A 24069-nucleotide genomic window follows, 5' to 3' on the forward strand; every position below is an offset into this window, starting at 1 on the left:
TAGGTTCATGGGGCGTTTACCTAAGAAGTCGTTACCTTTAATGGAATAAATCGATAGAGGCTGATCAGTTTATTGATTCAGCCTTTTTAATCACATTTTCAAAACATACTTAGATTGATTTGAAGGTTTTATCCCTTCATCGAACTTAACAATCACGGAAGATTCTGGTACCTACTAGCACGAAATTGGACAGAAACGTGTCAGCTACTTTGCCAAATTAGCTTTTAGTGGATTATCTTAAGTACTGTGAAAACTCTAGTGAGTACCAAATTCATTCAGCGTACATTACTCATATCTCTGAATAAGCCCTCCGTCGATTGAATAGCCCATTTCCACTGGGGCTGAACCATCTACTAAGTACAGCTCCTGGATACTGGCAATGGTTTTTAGTTCACCAGATAGCCATACTGGGTGATAGAGCCCTTCAAACTTAACTCCCTCTTCAAGAGTAACGTGGATCATCTGGTTTGGAGGTGGTGGAGGCGTATGAATACAAGCCCCAACCCATGGTACTAATAGGAATTCTGTCACTCTGTGTTCATCGAACTCCAGTGGTAGCATATAACCTGCTAAACGAACGTTTTTTCCATCCAGGTCCTCATTGACCTCTGTCGCTTTTCTTTTTCTGAGTTCAGCAACCTCTTGTCTTTTAGCCAAAAGCGCCTCAACATTATCAATTCCCGCTTCATTCAGTTCCTGTTTAACTTTTATTAAATCTTGACGGTTAGTGGTTTTTGAATCAGAAAGCTGAACATAACGACGCAACTTAGCAATATGATCACTAGATAGAGTCAAAAATGGATCATGAAACTCTATTTGTGCCATAAGATCTGGCCAGTCAATCTGCTTGGTATCATTGGCATGAGCATTTAAAGACGCTACGACTAAAAATGTAGATAATAGTGGAAGAAGCATTGCTCTAATACTTGACATCAAGAACCTAATAAACGACATATTACTTTCTCCTCAACTTTATAACTAGGCCTCTAGAAAACAAAACGGCAGGACCTGTTGCCAGATACCTGCCTAGGGAGCCCAGCGCTGCTTAACGCAAGTTCATTTTCAGCTCTGAGCTAGACGACACTAAAACTAGTTAATGGTGTTCTTGAAAATCTCACCATCTTTCATGATCAGGTCTAGATTTTCCTCTGGATTAGTCAAAATACTGATATCTTCCAGCGGGTTACCGTCAATCAATAGAATATCAGCATAAGCACCATTTTCAATCACACCGAGCTTGGCTTCAGGATATGGATTACGTGGCCCTGTTAGCTCAAGTACTTCAGCATTAACTGATGTTGCCTGCTGCAAAATTTCGGCGTTGGTAAACCATTTCGTACGATTGGTAAACTCTGTTAAGTGCATACGTTTCTGCTCTAGAGAACCCACCATATCTGAGCCGAACAAAATTTTAGCGTCATGCTTTTTAGCTAGCTTCATCAGGTTGTCAAGTCCATCTTTCGCTTGTTGCTGACGGGCAACCTGAGCGGGAGTAAAACTGGCAGGGGCCGGGCTCATATATACGCCGGTCTGAGCACCAATATAAGCGCCCTTTTTGACAGCCAGTTTCATTGTGTCTTCACTGATCAGATTGACGTGTTCTAACGTTTTAGCTCCTGCCTCCAACGCGGCTTGTGTAGAGGCATCGGTATAGGTATGCACGGCTGCATAGGTGTTCCAGCGCTCAGCTTCACCAACAATTGCTTCCATTTCTTCCTTAGAATACTCCGAGATATCCAGAGGATCATAAAGACCAGAGACAGCACCCCCGGCAAAGAACTTCAGAAAAGCCGCTCCCTTGCGAAACTGCATTCTGGCAGCAGTTAAGGCTTCATCAACACCATCTGCGTTAATAGCAACACCTGCCGTCTCAATTTCTGTTGTTGCCGGCCCACCCATCATTCTTGGGGCAACACTTGGTGCTCGCATATCTCCATGGCCTGCGGTCATACCTATCGCGGCTCCGCTTGAGTAAATCCGAGGCCCAGGGAAATAGCCTTCGTCAATCGCTCGCTTCACGCCAAACATTGAACCGCCAACATCCCTGATAGTGGTAAACCCGCGCATTAACGTCGCCTCAGAATCCACTAGAGCAATAGCGCCCTGATAGTCCATTGGAGTATACATATGCTCAGCAATACTCAGGTTCCACTGAAGGTGGGTGTGCGAATCGATAAAGCCAGGCGTTAACGTGCGACCATCACCGTCAATGATTTTTGCTCCGGCCGGAGCAGTGATATCCTTGCCAACAGACTGAATTAAATTGCCTTTAACCAAAACATCGTGATCTTTTTTTAGCTTGTCGTGCACGCCATCAAAAACATTGACATTTTGGATCAATATTAGGTTACTGCCTTCTTGTGCATGAGCTATATTCATGCCAAGGCTTAAACCAACTACTATAGAACTGGCTAATAGTTGTTTGTTCATTTTTTACTCCAAAAATAATAAATCATCATCCATTACACCAATCGGAACTGACATAGGATTAGTTCCGATTGGTCAAAGTAATTATCGGTACTCTTATGAACGCCCAACATCGCTTGGCGTCACGTTTTCTATATTCTGCTTTCTGCTCTTATCCATCTCGACATGACGGATGGCGTCAGGGTTCTTAGAGAAATCAATTTGGTTAAGGTCTACCATACGTACCTGACGGTTGTTCTGGGTATGATAGTAGTACTTCAGGTTTTTACTGTCAGCAGCAGAAGTCCAAATAGTAGAGCTGCGCATACCTTCTAGTAGTTCTGGATTTACGCTAGGCCCTTCTGCGGCAACCAGAGGTAGATTGAAGTTATCCATAATTCGGAAGACTTCATACAATGCTTCTTCGCCATTAACCAATTTACGCGAGGTCTGGGTGTAAGCGGTCGCGCGGATAAAACGGGACGGTGGGGTAAAGTCACCAGGCAGACCGATGAATCCGCTACCGGCACCGATAGGTGTCAGGTCAACTTCGCTTTCTCCTTTCGTCAGAGCTTTCGCCGGGTGTTCATTTGATGTTAAACCAATGTAGTTACGCAGGTTGGTCATATGCCATTCGAAGCTAGGACTATTGGTCAGCACACGCAGTGGGTTATCGAAAATCTTCATTTTACCGTCAAGGTATTCCACCACGATCGCTTTTCCGCTTGAATCTACAACCGATAAGTGGATCGGCGCTGCGATGTTACCAAGAGCAGGCTCTGGTGTACCGACCACGTGGATATTCGCAAGCCCTTCACATACTTCTTCTACGGTGGCAAAAGACGTCAGCACGTAGTTAGCGAGCTCCAGTTCGCTGATCGTTTGCGAAGCTTTAGCTGGATCGTAGTCTTGATAGTCGGCAAAACCTGGCAGATAGAGAACGCCCACCACCAAACCTTTTTCATTCATACCATCGGTCAAGTAGTCTTTTTCCAGCGCATCTAGAGCAACTGTTCCGTATTTTACCTTCCACTTCAGGCCGTTTTTACCGTCCGGAGTGGAAGCCTGGAACTCGTATCCACGGGGTACGATGGCAACCCGAGAGTTAAGATCAAAGGCTCCCCATTCCATGGTTCGTCCATAGACGACCGCGCCGTCTTCAGCTTTAAGGGCGATGCTGGTACAAGCGATGGCTCCACCAAAGTGTAGGGCTGGAACTAACATGGAAAGAGAGAGTATCTTCTTCGCGGTTCTTTTGAATAATCCCATAATTTTACCTTTGAAATATAACGTTGATATTTTGTGCTCTTTAGTTTGCGCCATCATAACTTTTAACTTCAGTCACATAGCGCTCGGACAGCATCTTTTAATTGATTTAAAAGAACATTTTGAACTGGGTCCAGAACACACGGTCTGTGACTGAATCTGTATTCCCCATGTGGTTGATATCCATGTCGATATTATCGAATTTAAACTGTAGCCACTTGTCTCCGCTTTCTGTAAGCGGAACTGCGGTTGTAACGCTAGTTTTCAGGGTTTCTATATTCAAGCTGCCATCCATTGTGGTGTATTCCGGTGACAAAGTGATATAGGAACCATCCTGCATTGGTTTCCACACTAGCCAAGCAGTACCGGTGTAACCAGTAATGTGGGTATCTCTTATGCCATACTGCTGCGCAAGCGCACCCTCTTTTTTATACTCACCGATCAGGCCACCTGCACGGAAAAACAGCATGATGGATTCAGCTGGGGTTTTTAGTATGCTCGCGGCGCCAAATGCAGCAGTCGTGAAGTCCTTGTTGTCGATAATATCGAGCGATGTAGCGACACGTGGCATTAGGTTATTACCAGTACCAAAGGCGTGGAAATACTGGCCACGGCTGTCTTTGTAATCGCCGTTCTCACTCATGGTCCCTTCCAGCGCCACCATAGCTTCGGAGCCACCGTCAAACTGGTAGGAGAGGGAGCCAAATGCTTTAACGTCCCCTTTGTTACTGGTGCCGATAAAAGCTTGACTATACGCCCGGGTCATATCGGACGGGTCTATTCGTTCATTACTTTGTTCGTTAGCCGCAGCCAAACTTGGGGTTAGAATAACGACTGCATTAAGTAAAAGTATTTTGGTACTTCTAGAGATGAATTTGTTTTTTTTCATAGTGCTTCTTGGTCCGCTTTGATAGTTTGTTTGACTACACTTCAAATAATAACAACGAACGACATACGAAAATAATGCATAATGTATGGCATAATCCATCAATAAATTTCTTTGGAGTAAAGATGTTTTCCTATGAACACTTGGCCGCATTCTGCGCTACGTATGAAGAAAGCAGCTACAGCAAGGCAGGTAGAAAGCTTAATAAAGAGCGCACAACCGTACGTGAACAGATCAAGGCACTTGAAGACAGTTTTTGCATCGAACTGTTTATTATCGAAGGAAAGCGTGCATTGCCGACAGAAGAAGCAAAAGCGTTGTATCGCCAAGCCAAAGTGTTATTAAAAAACAGCGACTTATTGTACGAAAGAATGATAAATGCTTATCAAAAGCCTTTTGAGTCGCTGGTCATATACCATGACGCTTTGGTACCAGGTTCAATAATCAAAGACATCAACCAACTTGTTAAAAATGCGCTCCCCACATTGCGATTACACTGGCTTCAAAGGAATCGGAATGAAGTAATGGATGCGTTAACCGATGACACTCCGTGCGTTGCCATCATGCAAAGTAAGTTGAAAAACTTACCTGAGCGCCCTTTCCGTTACATTTATTTGGGTACGGTCCAACACCACTTTTATTGTAGCGCTGAGCATGCCTTAGCTAACCAGGGTACAGTGCACATTGATGAGCTGGAGATAGAGAAGCAATACATCATGGAAAGCCATCACAAAAGTAATGCTGACCTATTTTCTATCTCCACGGATTTGAGGATAGTCAGTAATAATGAAGTATTACTAGAACTACTTCGAGAGGATGGTTGGGCTATACTCAACCATTCAGTGGCTGACGCATGGGTTTCAAAAGGCATTTTGAAAAAATTGCCTGTCGTGGAAGTGGCGAATGCTCTTAGAATCCCACTGTCTTTTTATTGCTCTCTAGAGCTTGAAGGGTATCAAGAGATTGAATTGTTGGAATCTATTATCACCGATTATGCTCAATCACTTTTTTGGTAAGCCGGGTTAGAGTACGAAATGTTCATTCCCTCCCCTCAATATAAGTAGGCAGGAGGACACGCCTTTCATATCTAGTGTAGATTTTAATTTTAGAGTACGGTTCGCTATTAAAATACTAACAGATTAGAATAGTCATCAATAAGCCTTTACCCAATCGTGATTTCCGCTTCAAGTAAGCCAGCATTACAATGCAAGCGGTAGCCATAAATAGAAATGTTAAGTAATGACCGCTTTTACAAGTATGCTGGAACCGCTCCTTAACCGCCAACCATAATAAAAAGTACTGCTATTCCAGATGCACAATTTACCACTGAGTAATTACGTTAACCAAGAATGGGGCATTTTCGTGTTACATGCCCCGTCAGCGCACTTCTGAACAATTCTGTGTCAGTGACTTTGCTAAATTAGCATTCAAGAATTACCCTAGATATTGCGAGCCTCCACTGCAGTGGCGGAGCGACAACTCAGCTGAGAAAGGAGTGGAGAATCTTACATGCTCTTGCAGGGGCGGTCGAAATTAGGTTTATCCACCGAAAAGCAAAAATAACATCCTGATCTGCTCACGTTATGATTGCGTAGTTTCATGGTTACCAAATGAAACAACATTTACATAAAGTGAAAGACCACGCTATTTGTCGTTTCTCCAGATTTGATAACCACTTTCTCGGGTCGCTTTCCCCAACAAGTGTGCTGCTACCGGAGCGGTAATGAAGATAAACAACATTGTGCCAATCACTCGTGAAATCACCGTGATTTCTGGCATGGCCACCGCCACCGCTAATAACAATGATGCTAAGCCCACCGTACCCGCTTTAGTCGCGGCGTGCATTCGTGTGTAGAGATCGGGCATTCGTAAGATCCCAAGACTTGCGATGAGCGTAAATAAGGTTCCAAGACAAAGTAAAATCCCAACGATAGTGTCCATTACACCTCTCCTTTTCTTTTAAAGATAAGCCTGGCAAACGCGATGGTTCCTAGGAAGGCCACTAGACCGAGTGTAATAGCAATATCCAACAAGGGTTGCTGCCCGCTATCTAGGGTATAAACAGCAATAAAGCCCACCGTCACGAATGAAATCAGATCAAGCGCGACCACTCTATCGGCAAAGGTTGGACCGAGAACCAAGCGAATGAATGCCATCAAGATACTGAGCAGTAGTCCGATATAAGCGAACGTGATGCTCATCTGTAACCAGATACCGATTTCTAATCCATCAGTCACGCGTCACCTCCAAAATCCGTTTTTCTAAACCGTCTTTGATTTCTCGAATAACCTTTTCGTGATCGGGTGCAAACATCGCGTGCACAACCATGTGCTTCTTATCTGGTGTAACATCTAAACTCAAGCTTCCCGGAGTAAGAGAAACCATGTTTGCGAGTAAAGAGATCTCTAAATCTGACTCAACATCTAACGGGACATACACGATATCTGGATCACTCAAATGGGTTGGCGTGACCACATCCCAGACGACTCTGGCTACCGAGATCACCATCTCGTAACAGAAGAAAAGAAACAGACCAACAAAAGCACGGAAGCGTCGGAAGTAACTGTTTTTCAAACCAAACGGTTGACTGAGTCGCAACGCCAAAAAGCCAACCACAAAACCAAGAATGAAGTTCGTGCCTGTATAGTTGCCGTTTAGCAGCATCCACGCTAAGGCAAGAAACAAGTTCAAAAATAGATAAATCATTGGCTCCCTCCCGATGAATTCAATGCCACGTGTTCAGCTATTTCGCTGTCACCTATTGCACTGTCAGCCAATGCACTCTCTCCAAGAGCCGCTTTTACGTAGGCTTGGGGCTCAATCAACTGTTCTGCTGCCTGCACTGAAAATTGGTAAAACGGCTCGGCTGCCAAACCAATAATCAGACTTAACGTGGTCAACGTGGCTATTGGCACACAATACAATCCTTTTGTGTACTTGTTCATTGGCTGAGTTTTGAGTGTTTGCTGAGGCTTTTTCCAAAACACCTCGTTCCAGATCTTGGTCATCGAGAACACCGTTAACAGACCCACTAAGAGCGCGGCCCCTGCAAGCCAATACAAGTCGGTTTGCAAACTAGATTTGATGACAAGGAACTTGCCCCAGAAACCCGACAGAGCTGGAAACCCCGCTAAAGAGAATGCAGGAATGAGAAACAAGAAAGCTAGCCAAGGCATGGCTTTGTAGACTCCGCCTAATTGCCCAAGTTTGCCCGAGCCATAGTTACGCTCGATAAAGCCGCCAATCAGGAACAAATTTGCTTTCACAATGATGTGGTGCACGATGTAGAAAATCGCACCCGCAATGGCGAGCGGCGTGTAGATCGCCAATCCCATGATCATATAACCGATCTGGCTGATGATATGGAAAGAGAGAATTTTTTTAATGTCGTATTGGCTCGCGGCCCCCAATACACCAGTTAACATCGTAAGCCCCGCCACCCACATCAGAGTTGGCTGCCAACCACTTTCTGATAGCGGAAAAATCAAAGTGAACACACGAATCAGCGCATACACTCCAACCTTGGTCAGTAACGCAGCAAACAGTGCGACAACGGCGCTTTGCAATGTATGGTAAGAAGCAGGTAGCCAAGCAAAAACGGGAAACAACGCCGCTTTTATCGCAAACGCGAATAGGAACAGTGCCGCGAGCAAAGTTTTGGTGTCAGACGGAATCAGTGCGGCTTTGGCGTGTAAATCCGCGAGGTTCAAAGTCCCTGTTGCACCGTAGAGTAAGCCAATCGCGAGCAAGAAGACCAAGGTCGATATTAGATTGAGCATCACGTACTTCACTGCTCCATCCACTTGTTGCTTTGATCCATCTAAGATCATCAAACCAAACGATGCTATCAACATCACCTCGAACCACACATAGAGGTTGAAAATATCTCCGGTAAGAAACGCACCATACACGCCGGTCAACAAGATATGCATCAGCGCATGAAATGTGCCGTAAGATGCCTTTTCTTGCAGATCGCCCATGGCGTAGAACACGCTCACTACACCAATAATGGCCGTCACCATCACCATGGCGACGGCAAGATAATCCGCCACAAAAACAATGCCAAATGGTGCCGCCCACTGACCAAACGCCACTGCTTGCGGACCGCCGTTGATGACATCGTGCGTCAACAATGCTGCAATCACCAAAGTCGCCAATGCGCTTGTGCCACTTATCGCATCCGCCAGCGCGTTGTTACGCTTCGCGCAGAAGATGGCGACAGCGGTAAGAAGCGAAATCACTGCGGGTAACGTCAACCAAATCGTCGTCATTCATCCTCCTCAGAACGTCGCATCGCATCAACATCGGCCGAGCCCGCTTCTGAATATGCACGGTAAAACAGCATCAACGCGAACACCAACAAGCCAAAACCAATCACAATGGCAGTCAGAATTAAAGCTTGAGGAAGCGGGTTTGCCGCACCTTCCGGTGGTAATTGTGAATTCGCATCAATCAAAGGCGGTAGTCCGGGCGTTAAACGTCCGGCAGTGAAAATTGCGATGTTCACGGCACTACTCAATAAGATCAAACCGAATAATAGACGCAAGATGTGTCGCTCAAGCATAAGATAGACACCAGCCGCGACAAACACACCGACCACGAGACTCCATAGTATTTCCATCAATCCAACTCCTCATTCACACGTAACAACATCCCCATCACGCCACCAATGATGGCGAGGTAAATACCGACGTCGAATATCAGCGGTGTGCCGAGCGGTAGAATATCTTTCCACCACAAACCGGTTAAGAACGGCAAATTGAAAGCAAAGCTCATCAGGCCAGCCACGAAGCTTAAAAAAATACCAAATAGAGCAATGCTAAATGGCGCGAAATACAAACGATCCCGAACGTACTTTGGCGACTCTGCAAACATCAGTAACGCAAAACCAATTACAGCAATCAGCGCACCGATGAAACCACCACCCGGCTCGTTATGTCCACGCAACAATAAGTAAAGTGAAAACACCAACATCAGCGCTGCAACGATGTGTGCAGTAGTGGCAAAAATAAGGGAATGGATACGATTACGTTTGTGATAGTGCGTTTTCAACAAACTCACCGCAGCGATACCAGCCATCACGACCACGATTACCTCACCCAACGTATCGAAGGCTCGAAAATCAACCAAAATCACGTTGACGATGTTGCGTCCATGTCCGCCGGGAACACTGTTTTCTGCGAAGAAATCAGCCAGAGTGGCATCTAAAGGTTGGGCGGTGATATTGATCAACAACGCCGTTACCGAGATACCAATCACACCAGCTATCGCCGCGTGCAGCAACTTTCGGCGAATAGGATGTTGCGGCACCGTCATTAAGCCCGGAATGTGACGTATCAACAGCACCACAAATACAACCATCAAGGTTTCAACCAGCAATAAGGTTTTCGCGACATCTGGCGCGCTGTAAATCATAAAGACTAAAGTGGTCATAAAGCCCACAACACCAAGCGCAGATACCGCCAACAAACGAGACTTGGTAAAGGTACAGACTAAGGCAGCAGCGATAAGTAGCAGTGCAATGCTTACCTCGTAGAAATTAATGTCCGTTAATGCAGCAAATCGAGCTCGTGGGATCACTAACGGACTGCTTAACAGTAATCCAGCGAGCACAATATAGAACAGCAACACGTAATAACTTAAGCGCTTTTGCTGTAATAACTGCGTTTGCCATTTAGCTAACCGCATCATGCCTGCCATAATTTTGTCGAAAACGGATTCGGCTGTTGGCACCACGGCCCCTTCACGTTGTCCGCCCACCAACAGCCTTGGGTAGACTCGATATAAAACAAAGCCGAGTAACAAAGTTAATACACTCAGCACCAACGGCAAATTCACGCCTTGCCAAAGCTTGGCTGCTTGTGGTGCTGAGTCAGGCAAGCTCGACGAAACCCCCGGAATAACCACATTGTTGTTGATCCAATCTAAACCAAGCACCGGCGCAAGCACACTGGCAATGGCAAGCAACATTGCTGGCAGCCAAAGCCCTTTACTGGATTCCACTTTCTTGGCTGGCGTTGGATTACCTTCATAAGTCGCGAAGAAAGGTTTCACGATCAGCGCCAACGCCAACGCCAACGCCAACGCCACCATAACGACGTTAACCACAAGGAAGATAACGGTAAGGATGACGCTCACCTCCAGACCGGATTTGTACATGTACTCTTTGCTCAAGAACCCGAGTAATGGTGGCACGCCCGATTTCGACAGAGCAGCGATGATTGCGGCTACGAGGCTGAGTATTAACGCTGTTTTCAAACCATACAACATTCGAATGTCACGCGTTCCCGTTGCCTTATCGATATTACCCACCACCATGAACAGCGCGGCTTTGTAGAACGAGTGAGCCAAGACAAACAGCAGCGCGGCCATCATCGCAAGCTCAGTACCCATACCAATCAACAATACCAATTTACCTAAGGCAACATTCGTGCTGTATGCCAGCATCAACTTCAAATCAGTTTGCTTGAGCGCTAATAACGCACACCATATAGCGGTAAAGCCACCAAAAATCCCGAGCGTGTAAAACCAAATATCGTTGTGTGAATAGATAGGTGAAACACGGGCAAGCAAATACACCCCAGCCTTCACCATAGTGGCCGAGTGAAGATAAGCGCTCACTGGCGTTGGCGCTGCCATTGCATTAGGTAACCAAAAGTGGAATGGAAACTGCGCCGATTTGGTGAACGCACCGAGCAAAACCAGAACCAGCGAAGGCAGGAACCATTCATGTTGTGCAATCAGCGTACTTTGCGCGACGATGGTACTTATCTCATAGCTGCCAGCCATTTCACCCAACAGTATCAAACCTGCTAATAACGCTAAGCCACCAGCGCCAGTGACAATGAGAGATTGAAATGCGTTCTTGCGGGATTTATCTTTCTCGTGATTAAAGCCAATCAAAAGATACGACGTTATGGTGGTAAGTTCCCAAAAAACAAAAAGGAGTAGAATATTGTCGCTCGTGACAACACCTAACATCGCTAACATAAACAGCGTCAGATAGAGGTGAAAAGAGAATCGAGACGAATCCCCCTTGAGATATGCCAGTGCATAAATCTGGATCAATGCACCGATACCACTGATCAAACACGCGAACAGGAAAGATAACCCATCCAACTTGAAGCTCAGGTTTACATCTAAACTAGGAACCCAATTCGTTTGCCAACTCACGCCTCCCGGCTCATACCAACTGATGAGCAAGAAGAAAATGACCATGGGTAGAACAGGAAAAATCATGAGAATCAAAGAATGATCTTTTGAACCTGTTGTGTGTTTTTTTCCTATTATACTATTCAATATCGCCATCCATTTCGTTACGTTCACGCGTGTATGGGGACTCATAGAATCGAAGGAAAAAAGCCTTCTCCTGATACTTCAACCACATTGTTGATTTGGGCATCAGGAAGATAATCCGAGCAAGGCATGTGAACGATTATCTAGTTTACGAAGGCTTTGAATAAGACCGCTAAAATTAAGTCACGATCATCCATTCCAATATAGATAGATCCCACTGATTCAAATTATTTGCTGTCGAGAACGACATAAGAATGCATGTCACTATGGGAATTGCTCTGGTCAAATAAAAAACTCGACTCTTCATTCACTGCACTCAGTGCGTCGTAGGAGCAGTCTCCGATATCGTTTCTCGGGCATGCATAAATGTGAGAGCGCTCAAGCATTTCAGTTTGGCAAATAGGACATAGTTTCTTCATACTACCCTCCACTAAGAAGTTATTAGTCTGTCGTGTGCACGCTTACTTCAGTATTGCTATTTCCGCTTTTCGAGATCAATTTGTTACTTGATTGGAGATATAAATCCCTCTGGTTTCATTGCCACTAAGGAGCAATTAATTGATTGAAGAATATTCTCGGCAGTATTGCCAATCACATAACCAGAAATACCGGTTCGGGCTAAGGTTCCCATGACCAACACGTCAATCTCTGCCTCATCAACACACTCCGGAATTTTATCGTCCGGTTTACCATGCAGGTGATGAACAACCACCTCACCAGCAATACCTGAGTCATCAATTAATTGCTGCAAGGCTTGTTCGTGACGCGCTTTCTCTTTAGAAACCTCGACAGACAGCTGAGCCTCATCAACTTGAATCCAAACGTGATTGTCGAGGTAGTTCTCTAAATAATGTTCCCAACAAGAGATAATGTGTAATCGGCTATCACAGGTATCCGCAATCGAACGAGAGAGCTCTAACAATCGACACGATAGTGCCTGCTGCTCATCGTTGATAGCCAAGGGATCGACCGCAACCGCAATACGTCGTTTGTCTCGTGGTTTAAATATTGGTCGATGCAGCCATACTGGACAAGGACATTTACGCAATAAAGTCATGTCTATCGCTTTAAAGCCTTCCGCCCCTTCACTGAGTGGTTCAGCCTCTTTAATGATCAGGTCATTATGATTCAGCATCGCTTCTTGGATGATACAAACCGCCGGATTTTCACTGCTTTTAACTCTCAGGGGAAACGGCACCTGCTCTTCAGAAATAGCCAGGTCTTCAAGCAAATTTTTTACGCTTTGCTGAAGCGAATCATGTAAAGACTGTTCATAGCTTTGTTGATATTGAACGAGATCGGTAGGAAAGTCAGGACAGGCAATCAGGCCCGAAACTGGAACGTGATTGTTAGCCGCTATTCTAATCGCTTGACCCAGAGCGTCACTGTGGCCAGGCAGACCTTGTGTTGCAAAAAGTATGTTCTCGAATCGTCTCATACACACCTCCTTGGTTGTTCAAATAGTAGCCAATATCAACACGGCTTTGCTATAACAAATTTGTAACCATTAATCATCAATATCAACACGCAATCGCAATCAGTTAGTTACATGTAAAATAGCAATGAGTGAGTTTACAGATCAACGTGCTCAGACAGCTATATGTAACAAATTACGTCAAAATTTATCGCGAGCTAAAGCAAAAACTTATTCAGAAAGGATGTCGGCAGAAACCCAGAACAGTAGACACCACACTGATTAGAAAATGTAGGTCAAACGACTTTCCACATAATTTGATAGAAAAATGTCCTGAATTGAAAAGGGGCAAATGAGCTACAGTTTCCCCTAAATTAACAATTCAGAGATAACTAAAGGTATGGAAAGTCGCTTAACGTAGCGCCCTGTATTGATGGTGCAGACCACCTCACCAAATGGCCAATTACTACGTTTCGAGTTAACTTAGCCATCAGTGGCAATTAAATGGTGACCGTCAGAGTTCATTGGCTCGACTTTCCCACCAAACCAGCTTTTCGGGAATGAGTGCTCACGGTTGTAGCAATCACCTTCTTTGCTGTATTGACCACATTGATCCGCAACCTTAGTAAATTGGATTGAATCTGAGCTTGAAGGTTTCTCCGAATACATATCGGGAATCGACTCATCAGTGTCATAGTATGCGTCTAGGTCAGCCTCAGACACCAACCTCCAAATAGCGGCGTAACCCTGACTGCTATGATTATCAATAATTTGATATAAGGCCGTTTTTAACGCAAAGCCCACTTTTCCTTCAGCGTCTTTGTAATACTCACCTAACACTGGAGGTTCAGTTGGTGGTGCAGTTGAACCACCAATCGAAAATTCTGTACTCTGACTTGCTTGGAAATCACCACCAGATGCCACAACGGTTCCATTTACCGACAAACTGTATGAACCATTCCCCACACTGCAGCACATTCCATCTCCATAAGAATCTGAGACTTCTAGGGTGTAGTTACCATCCGCTAAACACATTTCCACTTCATTGATGGTGTTATTTTTATAATCTGAACCAGAATAAAGATTTTGAGAAACTGAGTTTTTGAGAGACCAACTAGTTTCAGAACCATAGTTATCCGTAACTAGCGTGAGTGCGGCACTTATGTCATTGCAGCTTTGTGTTGGTGGAGTCTCCGTAGGCTGAAAGTTATCTAAATACACCACTTCCGAACTATCAAAACCTGCATCATCATAAAATCGTACGCCCACAACGATATCTTTAGTGCTCGTAGCGCTGTACGAGTGAGTCAATGCTTGCCACTGATTCGTTAAACCATTATTCGAGTAACCCAAATAGCCATCAACAAAAAGGCGAGCTTTCACGTTGCCTTCCGTGTGGTAAACATCGACAGAGAAATCATAAGTTTTCCCTTGTTCAACACGTATCGTTTGAAGAAAGTCGGTATTACTTTGAGTACTTGTATTCACTGTTACTTGTGCTGAGAAACTGCCATTATTTACAGGATCGGTAGAGAGCGAAAGTGCAATGCCGGAGTCAATCACACTCCAACCAGATGGTACGTTTCCTTCCCAGTTTTCAAAACTTCCATTTTGCATTTGCGCATGCGCACTCGCTGAACAAAGTAATGCAACGCCACTTAGTGTTATTATTCTATTTATCATATAACCTTCTGTTTAATTGGATAAAAACCAACTAAACTTAGAAAGTAATCAAAAAATGAATGGAGGTATACATCACATTTATAAATGTAAGCATTATGGGTTTTATTGATATGTGTGATGTGAATCAATGTGACATCGACCTGTTAAATAAAGGAATAGAAAAGGCTGAGCAGATTATCTGACTCAGCCTTTTTACTTTTCAGAACTCGGTCATTTATCACCAGTGAGCATATCGAAAAAGGTCTGTCTCGATTCTGGCGTGTTGTCTCTATGAGTTTCGTATTTTACATGCGCGTTTGCATCAACTGCTTTTGATAGCTTGATGCTCCATAGTGCTTTCATTTGATTTGGTACAATTGAATATCGGACATCGATAATACGCAGCTCGTCTGTTGGGTCCTGAGCGATATAACCATTTGAAAACCAGCGGAAACGTTCTATGTCTTTGGCTTGTTGAGAGTCCGGGTCAAGCCAAGGTAAATCCCTGCTAACATTCAGCTTCGCAATCGACTCTCCGGGATACGTGCTTACCGATGTGCCAACCCGCACTGCGTCTACATGGTAATGAGCCTCTGTTTCGTACACCACTTTCCAAACCAAGATATTCGCAAAGCTTGGTTTTGCCTCTAATCGAATCGGTGTGTGTTGCCTTTCTTGCGCTAATTGCCACCCAATCGCCTCTGCCCTGTCTCGCTGAATCATCCCTAATGTTGGATAAATTAGCGCCCAAGTAAACGCAACACGCGCTAGCCAAGGCGCTCGTTTTAACGTCGCAAACACAAGCAACACTAGAATGGGAAGCGTATAAACAGGATCGATGATTGATATGGTATTCCAAGAAAAACGCGCGTTGGTGAAAGGCCAAAGTAACTGCGTGCCATAGGTTAATACCGTCTACTATGAACTATAATATTGTGTTAGACAGAGTTTGATTCTAATGCAAACCAATCTATATTAATAATACTAACAAAAATTCATTCGGTATTAATTTTGAAAGAAGCAATCCAAACTATCACAGTGAAGGATTATGAGGTTGACTCGCACACCTCCACTCAAGCCAACCTGTTATTCTTGTCAGGTGCGCCATTATTTGTACCAAGCACTTATCTATATTACAAATTGCGCACAAACAAGAGTGTTTCAATTAAAAACCTAACATCAAGATTGAAAATTTTCATTAACCAAGTTCTCACAGACAATAATGACTGGTCTTTTAAAAATGATTTGAAGAGTAAGCATGAATTGGCTAATAAAGCTCTATTTAACATCGGCGACGCATATATAACAGGATACCTAAACCTCTTGTTTAAAGGTAACTGCATATTTTCAGATAAGTACAAAAAAGGTGGTCTAAAAAATTCCAGTATGGAGCTTCATATAGACACTCTACGTGACTTCTATGATTTCTGTTTTAAATTCGGTTTCACATCAGAAAAAAAAGACTTTTCGTATATATATAAACGCTACGAAAAACAACAAACATATAGTCTAGGCTTCGACCTTACGATTCATAATAAATATTACAATAAAGATGAGTTTAAAGAGTTCATTGGCTATTGCACCTCTAAAAGCAAATTCTTGAACACCAGAAATAGGCTTATATTTTCATTATGTTATTACTGCGGATTAAGGCCCCATGAATTATTAAAGGGAGCGAATTTTTCAAGAAAAAGACTAGAAAGAGTGATAGACAAAAAAGCAAAATTCAACGTATCAGCTGAATTAATTGTGTCCGGTAAAGGACGTGGAGAGGGCAAACTTAGAAAAATCATTATCCCTCCTGAAGCTTATCAAAAGCTTAAAGAGTATTTATATACAACACTGCCAAAACTTGAAAAAGACTTAGGGAAAATTATACGCAATCGCATCTTTGTAACTGATAAAGGTAAGGAACTGAGTGACGCGAGTTACTTCACGAAACTTTGGGAAAAGACAAAACACAGATATATAAGTATTAATACTAATATAAGTCCTCTACAAGTTAAGCTCTGGAAGCAAAGAGAACTTTACTCAACTAGGCACTGCTTTGTAACTAACTTAATAATTAAACATCAAAAGGATGGAAAAGGAATTGACCAGATAGCTATACAAGAAATTATGGGGCATTCGAGTATAGAGACAACCTTTGCCAGCTATGTCTATCTTGCCGCAATAGTTTTGAAATCCGATGAACTCGAAAAAGAAGCAATATCTTTCGCCGAAGCAGCAGTAAGAGTCAAAAATAATAGAAAAAAACAAGAGGGAGCAAGTAGTGTCTAATCCATTTTCCATAAATAGAGGATTACTAACGGCTGAACAGTTTAATAATTATGAGGATTATTACTCAAGATCTCATATTTCCTTCGCCCACCATAGTGCTGCACAGCAAACACCAACCTACTATTTTTGTGAAATTAATTTTAACCAAACACCCTCTTCAACAATGCAATGCGTTGCATCTTATTTCGATCATAAAAACTTTAAATCTCTAAAAAACCATACCAAATCGAATAAAGTTAAACCTCTGGAACTAATCTCGAAATACATTAATAGTAGCAATGATGCATTTTGCAAACCTGATAGTATCAAAAATTTTTTTAACTACCTAAGAAAAGAACGAGTTGCTTACTCTATGTATAACAATGTAATTTACTTACTTAATAACAGTCTTAGGAATCATGAAAAATATGGTGTTGCGTATGATCATTTAATTTATGAGGCCATAAAAAACTTACCAAAAACAATTAAGACCCCTTCAATAACAAGGTCAACACTAGGCGATAAATTGTTTTCACATCGACATTCAGCTCAAGAAGAAAGAGCGCTATGGTCAAGCTTTAACGCTACATTGTACTTTGCATTCGATGTGATAAATAACTATCAATCTACGCTTATCGAGCATTTTTCAAAATCCACAGAAGCATTTGAATTACTAAATTCCACTATTAAAAAATGCAACAAAAAAAAATGGACTTTCGAAAGAACATCTAAATTAGCATCAGTAAATTCTATTTATCGGGATATGCTCAGAGATATATACATAAGGAATGATGAGTTATCTTTATTCCCATTAGTTAGCTCAAATTTAAACAGAAACATTTTAGAGTCGTACTTAAATACGTTCAAAATTAAAGAGCCTACTACTCTTTTGGAGTATATTTCATTATTCTACAATGAAACCGAAGACCGAGTACAAAGATCAAGGTGGTTTTCTGACGATAAAAATAAGAAGATTAAAGTTAATAACACACTCATATCAAAGTGGTTACACCCTGATTTAATTCGGGGATACCCTTCTAAAATAGAATTATCAATTTTTTTTAGCTTATTAGCTAAGCACCAGTTACAAAAGTCACTCTTAGTAAAACTATCGCTTAATCATATAGACCAGAATGAAAATCTTGGTATTATTATTTTGGGTGAAGTTAAAGAGAGGTCTGGAAAAGCGAGAGGAAGAGGACAAGTTGTAGAGTTCTCTAAGGCTAACGAAAGAAAAGAGTATGAAATTGCAAAGTCATTCATTGATAAGATTACTAAATTTTATAAAGAAACAAATACGGAACATGAAAAAACATTTTGTTCACTATTTACAATAAGGGAATTCACATATTTTTACTTTCTAGAGGATTTCTATCCTATATACCCAAAATCAATACCTAAAGAAGCTCACTATTTCTTAAAAACTTTTATTTTACAGAAGGAGGTCGTAGGTAAAAGTAAATTGTCTAAATGGGGAAAGAAAAAGACTTTGCAACTAAATTGGGGAAATTTAACTCAAACTCAAAAGGTAGTATTTGGATTTGATTATAAGATCTACAAATCAGATCGTTTTAACATGCCAAAAGCTGAACAGCCTATTGAAAGTTCAATAGAAGCCAGCAAAAGAGCACACTCAGTTGAAGTAGACATTAACACTTATGAAGCCAGAATTCAGAATCCTATCTTACTAGAAGCTGATCATACAGCAGGCAGACAAGTTGCAGATTCAATGACGGAAGATGCTCATACTTTATTGAAAAAAATGAGAGAAATTTCAGTCTCGGAGGCAGAGGAAATGCTTGGAGTAAAAAGACCTTCAGAAACTTTAAATGAATCTGGTTTTGCTGAATTTATTAACTTATCTGGTAAAGATATAAATGATTATTTAGGAATTAAAGACAAAGAAGAAATATTAATCATAAAACACCCTTTGGTTTTAGCCTTTTTGAAGCAAAAAATAAATCAAATAGACATCTATATTGAATCATTGAGGAGGGATCAATCATCACCATATCAAGATAAATCCAATAAGGTTAACGAGATAGAAGGACTCCGAATTGTATTAGCAACTTTAGCTAATAATTTCAATGAAGCAGAGCATGTTAAGTCTGATGAAATATTAGCCGAGTACGATTTACCTTTATGTGATCCAATCATTTGAACGAGTGTCTGCTATGTATGCAAATCTACAAGAAGTAACTAACACCCTCTTATATACTCAGCGAAATCAGAAAATTAATAATCGATTATTCGATGACAACTTCATTATAAATAATAAAAGTTACGATGTAAGCTTTAAAGACTCAAAATTTTCACCCGAGTCAAAGATATTCATTCGACATGCCATTGTCATTATATGCGGAGGGTATAATGAGGATAATAAACTTAACATTCCACACACAGAACTACATAAAAAAGTAATAAACTTCTTCAATTTCATAAAATATTTGAAGTACATTGAAGTCCAACATATTGTAGAGGATGTTAATTACAACACTCTACTAGATTACCTTGAATACACCTTAAATGAAAGTTACCAATCAGGAAAAATATTGGCTTTTTCGAGCTTTATCCGATTAAGTGATCCACTTAACGCCTTAAGTGACGCTACTATACGGGGAGACTTTTTATGGATTACAACCATGAAAGTACGGTCACGAAATTTTGAAGATATTGCCAAGAAATTTTTTATGGAAAATGGATTAGAATCCGATTTCAATGACTATTTATGGGGTGGAAGCCTAGAAACTGTTTCATACATCACATCAACATACATTCTAAGTTATTGCATTGAACAGGTTGATAGCATTAATCACAAATTACTTTCCGCGTACTTTGAAACTTGCCGACACTTTAACACTTGTTCTTGGTATCGTTCAGATAAACGTACTCCAGATAACATCAAGTTCTTCCATGAGGCCGAAACTTATGATGTTGAAACTCTCAAGATGAATTTTGACGAATTAGTTACATATAAAAAAAACCTAAATACAAATAGTAAAAGATTAAAATTTTGGCATGACTCTTTTAATATAAAACTAGATAAAGGAACGCCAAAATATTCTATTAGTGATTTCTTTAAACTGATCAAAAATAAAAATTCATCCTTATGTACAAGCGGAGAACTATCTAAGAGATCTGCGTTTTACAATAATTGTGCGTTGTCAATCATCGCAATTATTACAGGATTTCGTTCTCATGAACTTGTAAATATGAAAGCTATTAATGTTTTACAAGAAAAGAAAAAAGAAATTTGGATAGTTACAGATATAAATAAAACACATCAAGGCTTTAGCTATGAGCGTACAACAGGAACGCTAGTAAATGATGCTATTGACTCTTTATTAAACATAAGTTTTTTGGACAAAACAAAAGAAATATCATTTATTGTCGATGATATTGAATATTCTGGTTATCCTTCATTATTTTATAACGGCGCTGCTTTTAAATCGGGAAAGTTACAAACTAAGCGTTATAAGCTACACCACCGCCCCGCTGGGATTTGGCTGGAATCTGGTACTGATTATATCGATGATGATACACACCTTGTGAGTAAACGTGGACAACAGCTTAACAAACGCTTTAATTCTGTATATGAAGAAATGTTGAAGTCTCTTCCAATTGATATCAGAGAAGAACTAAAGAAAAGAGAGAAAAGTGAACGACTCACTATACACGGCTGCCGCCACCTTTGGGCCGACTACTTAATGAGAAGGTTTGACGGGGACATACATCGCGCACTCAGAAGACATCTAGCTCATAGCTCCAGTGACGTACTTAACTTCACTCATGCATATAAAAGGAATAAAGTTACTTCGATCGAGCAACATAGGGCAGAAACACACTATACCATTGAATTGGTTAAGAGGATTGCCGGAGACGTTAATCATACGAAATACTCAGGTCATACCGTTGCGTATGTAAGAAACTATATCGAGGGCCTGAACTGGAAAACTCCTGATGAGCTTGATGAAATGATTGAAGCATGGATTCAAGATGAAGATGATGGGATAGAAAGATTAGTTCCTCATAGTTATGGGTTTTGCATGGTTTTTAAAAGTAGAAGGAAGCTTGCTAATTGTATTGATAAGCAAGGTGTGCCCAAAATTGAAAACGGAGAATCGGGAGTCTGTATCGGTTGTCCTAATTTATCCGTTCATTGCGATAGTCACCTTTTAACACTTGAGCAGTTAATGATTACACACCAAAACATTTTGCACTCAATGGACAAGCCAGAGCAATTAGTGAAACTGTTGAGAAATTCGAATAATAAACGTTACAAGCACTCTGAACGTCAGATTAAAGTAATTGAAACTCTGATAAAACCACTAGAAAGTAGCCATTAGGAGGACGAATGTTAATTGGTTTAGATAAAAGTAAAAAAAAACATCCAATTGAATTCGAAAAACTCACAGACCTTCAAAAAATTTTTTATGAAGTTTGTGAGATGGAGTTCATCATGATAAAAAATAAAATCAAGACCTCAGAAAAAACCCTCCCAATAAGGCAAAGAACAATTAATAAGTCATCTGTGTGTAGAAAGGTAAAGGAAAATCTCAATAGAGAACATGACTTAAACCACTCAAATATGTCTAGACAAAATTGTCCTTTCTTGTACAACTCGATCAAAACATGGAACGAGAAGTTAAAGTCAGAGCACGAATTATCTAGAGCTAAAGCAAATGAAATTAGCAGGGAGCTAACGAAAGATGATTTAAAAGACTTGGTTGCACAATATGAAAAAGAGCAGATAGAAATTGGCAGAGATTTTTTTAATTATATTAAGGCGTCGTCCCTAGTCGAAAGTGAGTCTGAACTTCAAGTTAAGTTAGACCAGTTGACCCAAAAAACAAATAGGCAAGCGAAAGAGTTAGTACACTTAAAAAAAACCAACGAATCTATAGTTACTCAACTAGCAGGTCGAGAACAGGATACTAATAAAATTTTAAGCCTTAAAGGCGAGTTGATAGACTTAAAGAAAAAGGTGATCAAACTTCAAACACTTTTAGCAACAAACAACATTGACTACACCCAAATTAATTAGCGACAACATTAATTATTTGTAAAGCAACACGTTTTCGAACTATTGGACAAGCTAGGGTGAGATCACGAACGTTTTCTAACCACTAAGATTGATCAGTTTAACGATTATATCTAGCTGTGATCATATACTCTCTTTTTAAGAAAGAGACCAACCTACAATGCATATCGATGATTTTAAAGAACACTTTCATTCAGTCACAGATAAGCGCCTGTTAGCAAAGCTAACGTATTGCTTGTTTGATGTTCTTTTCGGCTCATTACGCGCTGTTATTGCTGGTGCCAAAGGTTGGTTTGATATTCGCGAGTACATCCTTGGTAATCATGAGTGGTTTAAACGGAATGTCATGTTTATTATTAATATTCCTTCCGACGATACGATTGCGCGCATTATATCTAAGATAGAGCCAGGTCCATATCACACCAGTTTTATAAACTGAATGTCATCGGTATACTCCCTCGCAGAGCAGCAAGTCGTAGCTATTGATGGTAAAATCCTTTGGGGCTCTTACAATCGAGATGACCGAGCGAGTACTATTCATAGAATTTGAGCTTATGATTCGTCCAATAAGCTCGTACTTGGACAGCTCAAAACATAAGAAAAGAGCAACGAGATAACAGCAATACCTGAACTCATCAAACTTCTTGTATCAAAGGCGCTCTAGTCACTATTGATGCGATGGCATGCCAAATAGAAATAGCCAAAACTATCATCGAGCAAGATGCCGACTAAACTCAGTATCGTTGGAAAGCAGAAGCGCTGCATGATGAACACAGCGATGTTAGAGGCAGTCCTAAGCGCAGGTCTAAACAGAAAATTAAGCACTCATGCGGTCACCCTGCCACTTGCAGCTCTCAACATTTCATGCTTCTTGTTATTGGCATCGGAAAGATACTTCTAAAGCTATGCACCAATAGACATATTACTGACTAACCTGATTGTTAGCGCACCTGTACTAACCAAATCTGGTCTAACCTTTAATATGTCATTGATTGAATCAGCAAGGCCCTTGATAATGCTGTTATTTGAAGACTTCGACTTGGAGCTTGTTAAATCCGAAACAATCCATTTTTTCAGGTGTTGACGACGAATACTTCAACTGCTCAAAGACAACCTTACCAGCCGTCTCTACTGTATGACCACCGTAAAAAAACCATAGGAAACAGAACCCCACTCAGTTAAAACTTGAGCGTTTTCGTCATCAAGATTTACACCTTCAACTGTAACGGCAGCCAATGTTGTGTCAGGTACGAGCAGTTGTAATGCAAGACGAAGTGCCCACCATCCAAGGAAATCATCGCCAGTGTTAGAGTCTCTGGCACCTAAATATTCTGGTTTATATATTGATAATTCTACAATACCTTATTATACCGCTTTGGCTCTGCTGGTTAACTAGCTAATGAACGAGAGTATACAACTAAGCACATAATGGTTCATTAAGAAAATTAGATTAAGCTGATGCTTCTCATGGTGTGATAAATAATAGTTTTAAGCAATTTTAGGCAATTCCGCATTAAAAAGTGCCACGGGTAAAAACTCAACCTGCGCAGTTTTTGGACAAAAACGAGTCTGATTTTGTGCTAAATTAGGAAGCCTTGGAAAACTGTAGGTATAAAGAGGCTTAACTTAATATCCAACTATGATGAGGCGGATCAAGCCATCCTTTTGTGCTCCCAAAATAAGAACACTACTTTGAGAAAAGCTAACAACAAGCAGTAAGTTAAAATAAATGAGTAACTTTCAGCTGAATTAGTACATTTTAGCTTTGGAACTCAGAGGCTCTTCAACTAAACCTACCTCAACTATAACTGGTGATCGTCGCTTCTGTTGCCAATTTGA

Annotated in this window: 16 protein-coding genes and 3 pseudogenes; 6 read left to right on the forward strand and 13 right to left on the reverse strand. The window is 41.3% G+C overall.

Annotation, left to right across the window (positions count from 1 at the left end):
- Positions 1-285 precede the first annotated feature (285 nt).
- From AB4167_RS15010 to AB4167_RS15025, 4 genes are all read right to left on the reverse strand, one after another.
- The gene (locus AB4167_RS15010) at positions 286-933 is read right to left on the reverse strand and encodes a DUF3299 domain-containing protein (RefSeq protein WP_372136703.1); all 648 of its coding nucleotides are present in this window, start codon (positions 931-933) and stop codon (positions 286-288) included.
- Positions 934-1089: 156 nt separating this feature from the next.
- Positions 1090-2430 (reverse strand): amidohydrolase family protein, encoded by a 1341-nt coding sequence (locus AB4167_RS15015; protein ID WP_372136704.1) that lies wholly within the window; start codon positions 2428-2430, stop codon positions 1090-1092.
- A 93-nt stretch (positions 2431-2523) separates the two neighbouring features.
- Complete coding sequence (locus AB4167_RS15020) at positions 2524-3732, reverse strand: linear amide C-N hydrolase (protein ID WP_372136705.1); 1209 nt, start codon at positions 3730-3732, stop codon at positions 2524-2526.
- A 49-nt stretch (positions 3733-3781) separates the two neighbouring features.
- On the reverse strand, positions 3782-4315 hold the full coding sequence (locus tag AB4167_RS15025) for a hypothetical protein (RefSeq protein WP_372136706.1): 534 nt from the start codon (positions 4313-4315) through the stop codon (positions 3782-3784).
- A 320-nt stretch (positions 4316-4635) separates the two neighbouring features.
- Between AB4167_RS15025 and AB4167_RS15030 the strand changes: the two genes are divergently transcribed.
- Complete coding sequence (locus AB4167_RS15030) at positions 4636-5574, forward strand: LysR family transcriptional regulator (protein ID WP_372136707.1); 939 nt, start codon at positions 4636-4638, stop codon at positions 5572-5574.
- A gap of 628 nt (positions 5575-6202) precedes the next feature.
- Here the strand turns inward: AB4167_RS15030 and mnhG are convergent.
- From mnhG to AB4167_RS15075, 9 genes and pseudogenes are all read right to left on the reverse strand, one after another.
- Entirely contained in the window at positions 6203-6499 is a 297-nt protein-coding gene (gene mnhG / locus AB4167_RS15035) for a monovalent cation/H(+) antiporter subunit G (RefSeq protein ID WP_017062422.1), read from the reverse strand.
- A complete protein-coding gene (locus tag AB4167_RS15040; protein WP_032545874.1) occupies positions 6499-6759 on the reverse strand; it encodes a cation:proton antiporter in 261 nt (86 codons plus the stop codon). The genes mnhG and AB4167_RS15040 overlap by 1 nt, the downstream gene beginning before the upstream one ends.
- A gap of 28 nt (positions 6760-6787) precedes the next feature.
- Positions 6788-7264 (reverse strand): Na+/H+ antiporter subunit E, encoded by a 477-nt coding sequence (locus AB4167_RS15045; RefSeq protein ID WP_017062420.1) that lies wholly within the window; start codon positions 7262-7264, stop codon positions 6788-6790.
- On the reverse strand, positions 7261-8829 hold the full coding sequence (locus AB4167_RS15050; RefSeq protein ID WP_372136708.1) for a proton-conducting transporter membrane subunit: 1569 nt from the start codon (positions 8827-8829) through the stop codon (positions 7261-7263). The genes AB4167_RS15045 and AB4167_RS15050 overlap by 4 nt, the downstream gene beginning before the upstream one ends.
- Positions 8826-9179, reverse strand: a complete 354-nt coding sequence (locus AB4167_RS15055; RefSeq protein ID WP_017062418.1) for a Na+/H+ antiporter subunit C — start codon at positions 9177-9179, stop codon at positions 8826-8828. The genes AB4167_RS15050 and AB4167_RS15055 overlap by 4 nt, the downstream gene beginning before the upstream one ends.
- Positions 9179-11797, reverse strand: coding sequence for a hydrogen gas-evolving membrane-bound hydrogenase subunit E (gene mbhE / locus AB4167_RS15060; protein ID WP_372136713.1), 2619 nt, complete (start codon positions 11795-11797; stop codon positions 9179-9181). The genes AB4167_RS15055 and mbhE overlap by 1 nt, the downstream gene beginning before the upstream one ends.
- Positions 11798-12356: 559 nt before the next feature.
- Entirely contained in the window at positions 12357-13292 is a 936-nt protein-coding gene (locus AB4167_RS15065) for a universal stress protein (protein ID WP_017064216.1), read from the reverse strand.
- 462 nt (positions 13293-13754) lie between these two features.
- Positions 13755-14951, reverse strand: a pseudogene (locus AB4167_RS15070) (endonuclease); the annotation flags it as partial.
- A gap of 210 nt (positions 14952-15161) precedes the next feature.
- Positions 15162-15836 (reverse strand): annotated as a pseudogene (locus tag AB4167_RS15075) (metal-dependent hydrolase); the annotation flags it as partial.
- Positions 15837-15941: 105 nt separating this feature from the next.
- Here AB4167_RS15075 and AB4167_RS15080 point away from each other — a divergent pair.
- The 5 genes and pseudogenes from AB4167_RS15080 to AB4167_RS15100 all read left to right on the forward strand — a co-directional run.
- Complete coding sequence (locus tag AB4167_RS15080) at positions 15942-17210, forward strand: tyrosine-type recombinase/integrase (protein WP_372136709.1); 1269 nt, start codon at positions 15942-15944, stop codon at positions 17208-17210.
- Positions 17203-19350 (forward strand): hypothetical protein, encoded by a 2148-nt coding sequence (locus AB4167_RS15085; protein WP_372136710.1) that lies wholly within the window; start codon positions 17203-17205, stop codon positions 19348-19350. Before AB4167_RS15080 ends, AB4167_RS15085 begins: the two co-directional genes overlap by 8 nt.
- Positions 19351-19363: 13 nt before the next feature.
- Positions 19364-21535, forward strand: a complete 2172-nt coding sequence (locus tag AB4167_RS15090) for a hypothetical protein (RefSeq protein ID WP_372136711.1) — start codon at positions 19364-19366, stop codon at positions 21533-21535.
- A gap of 8 nt (positions 21536-21543) precedes the next feature.
- Positions 21544-22233 (forward strand): hypothetical protein, encoded by a 690-nt coding sequence (locus AB4167_RS15095; RefSeq protein ID WP_372136712.1) that lies wholly within the window; start codon positions 21544-21546, stop codon positions 22231-22233.
- Positions 22234-22390: 157 nt separating this feature from the next.
- A pseudogene (locus AB4167_RS15100) lies at positions 22391-22959 on the forward strand (ISAs1 family transposase); the annotation flags it as partial.
- Positions 22960-24069 lie beyond the last annotated feature (1110 nt).

It is taken from the genome of Vibrio sp. 10N.286.49.E11, assembly GCF_041469505.1.
Taxonomy (GTDB): Bacteria; Pseudomonadota; Gammaproteobacteria; order Enterobacterales; family Vibrionaceae; genus Vibrio; species Vibrio crassostreae_C.

Bases quoted from the DNA above. Each gene is read 5' to 3' on its own strand.
- AB4167_RS15025 (WP_372136706.1), bottom strand. From the start codon at position 4,315: ATGAGTGAGAACGGCGATTACAAAGACAGCCGTGGCCAGTATTTCCAC.
- AB4167_RS15020 (WP_372136705.1), bottom strand. From the start codon at position 3,732: ATGATGGCGCAAACTAAAGAGCACAAAATATCAACGTTATATTTCAAA.
- AB4167_RS15010 (WP_372136703.1), bottom strand. From the start codon at position 933: ATGTCAAGTATTAGAGCAATGCTTCTTCCACTATTATCTACATTTTTA.
- AB4167_RS15095 (WP_372136712.1), top strand. From the start codon at position 21,544: ATGTTAATTGGTTTAGATAAAAGTAAAAAAAAACATCCAATTGAATTC.
- AB4167_RS15055 (WP_017062418.1), bottom strand. From the start codon at position 9,179: ATGGAAATACTATGGAGTCTCGTGGTCGGTGTGTTTGTCGCGGCTGGT.
- AB4167_RS15045 (WP_017062420.1), bottom strand. From the start codon at position 7,264: ATGATTTATCTATTTTTGAACTTGTTTCTTGCCTTAGCGTGGATGCTG.
- mnhG (WP_017062422.1), bottom strand. From the start codon at position 6,499: ATGGACACTATCGTTGGGATTTTACTTTGTCTTGGAACCTTATTTACG.
- AB4167_RS15015 (WP_372136704.1), bottom strand. From the start codon at position 2,430: ATGAACAAACAACTATTAGCCAGTTCTATAGTAGTTGGTTTAAGCCTT.
- AB4167_RS15040 (WP_032545874.1), bottom strand. From the start codon at position 6,759: ATGAGCATCACGTTCGCTTATATCGGACTACTGCTCAGTATCTTGATG.
- AB4167_RS15050 (WP_372136708.1), bottom strand. From the start codon at position 8,829: ATGACGACGATTTGGTTGACGTTACCCGCAGTGATTTCGCTTCTTACC.
- AB4167_RS15090 (WP_372136711.1), top strand. From the start codon at position 19,364: ATGTATGCAAATCTACAAGAAGTAACTAACACCCTCTTATATACTCAG.
- AB4167_RS15065 (WP_017064216.1), bottom strand. From the start codon at position 13,292: ATGAGACGATTCGAGAACATACTTTTTGCAACACAAGGTCTGCCTGGC.
- AB4167_RS15030 (WP_372136707.1), top strand. From the start codon at position 4,636: ATGCATAATGTATGGCATAATCCATCAATAAATTTCTTTGGAGTAAAG.
- mbhE (WP_372136713.1), bottom strand. From the start codon at position 11,797: ATGATTTTTCCTGTTCTACCCATGGTCATTTTCTTCTTGCTCATCAGT.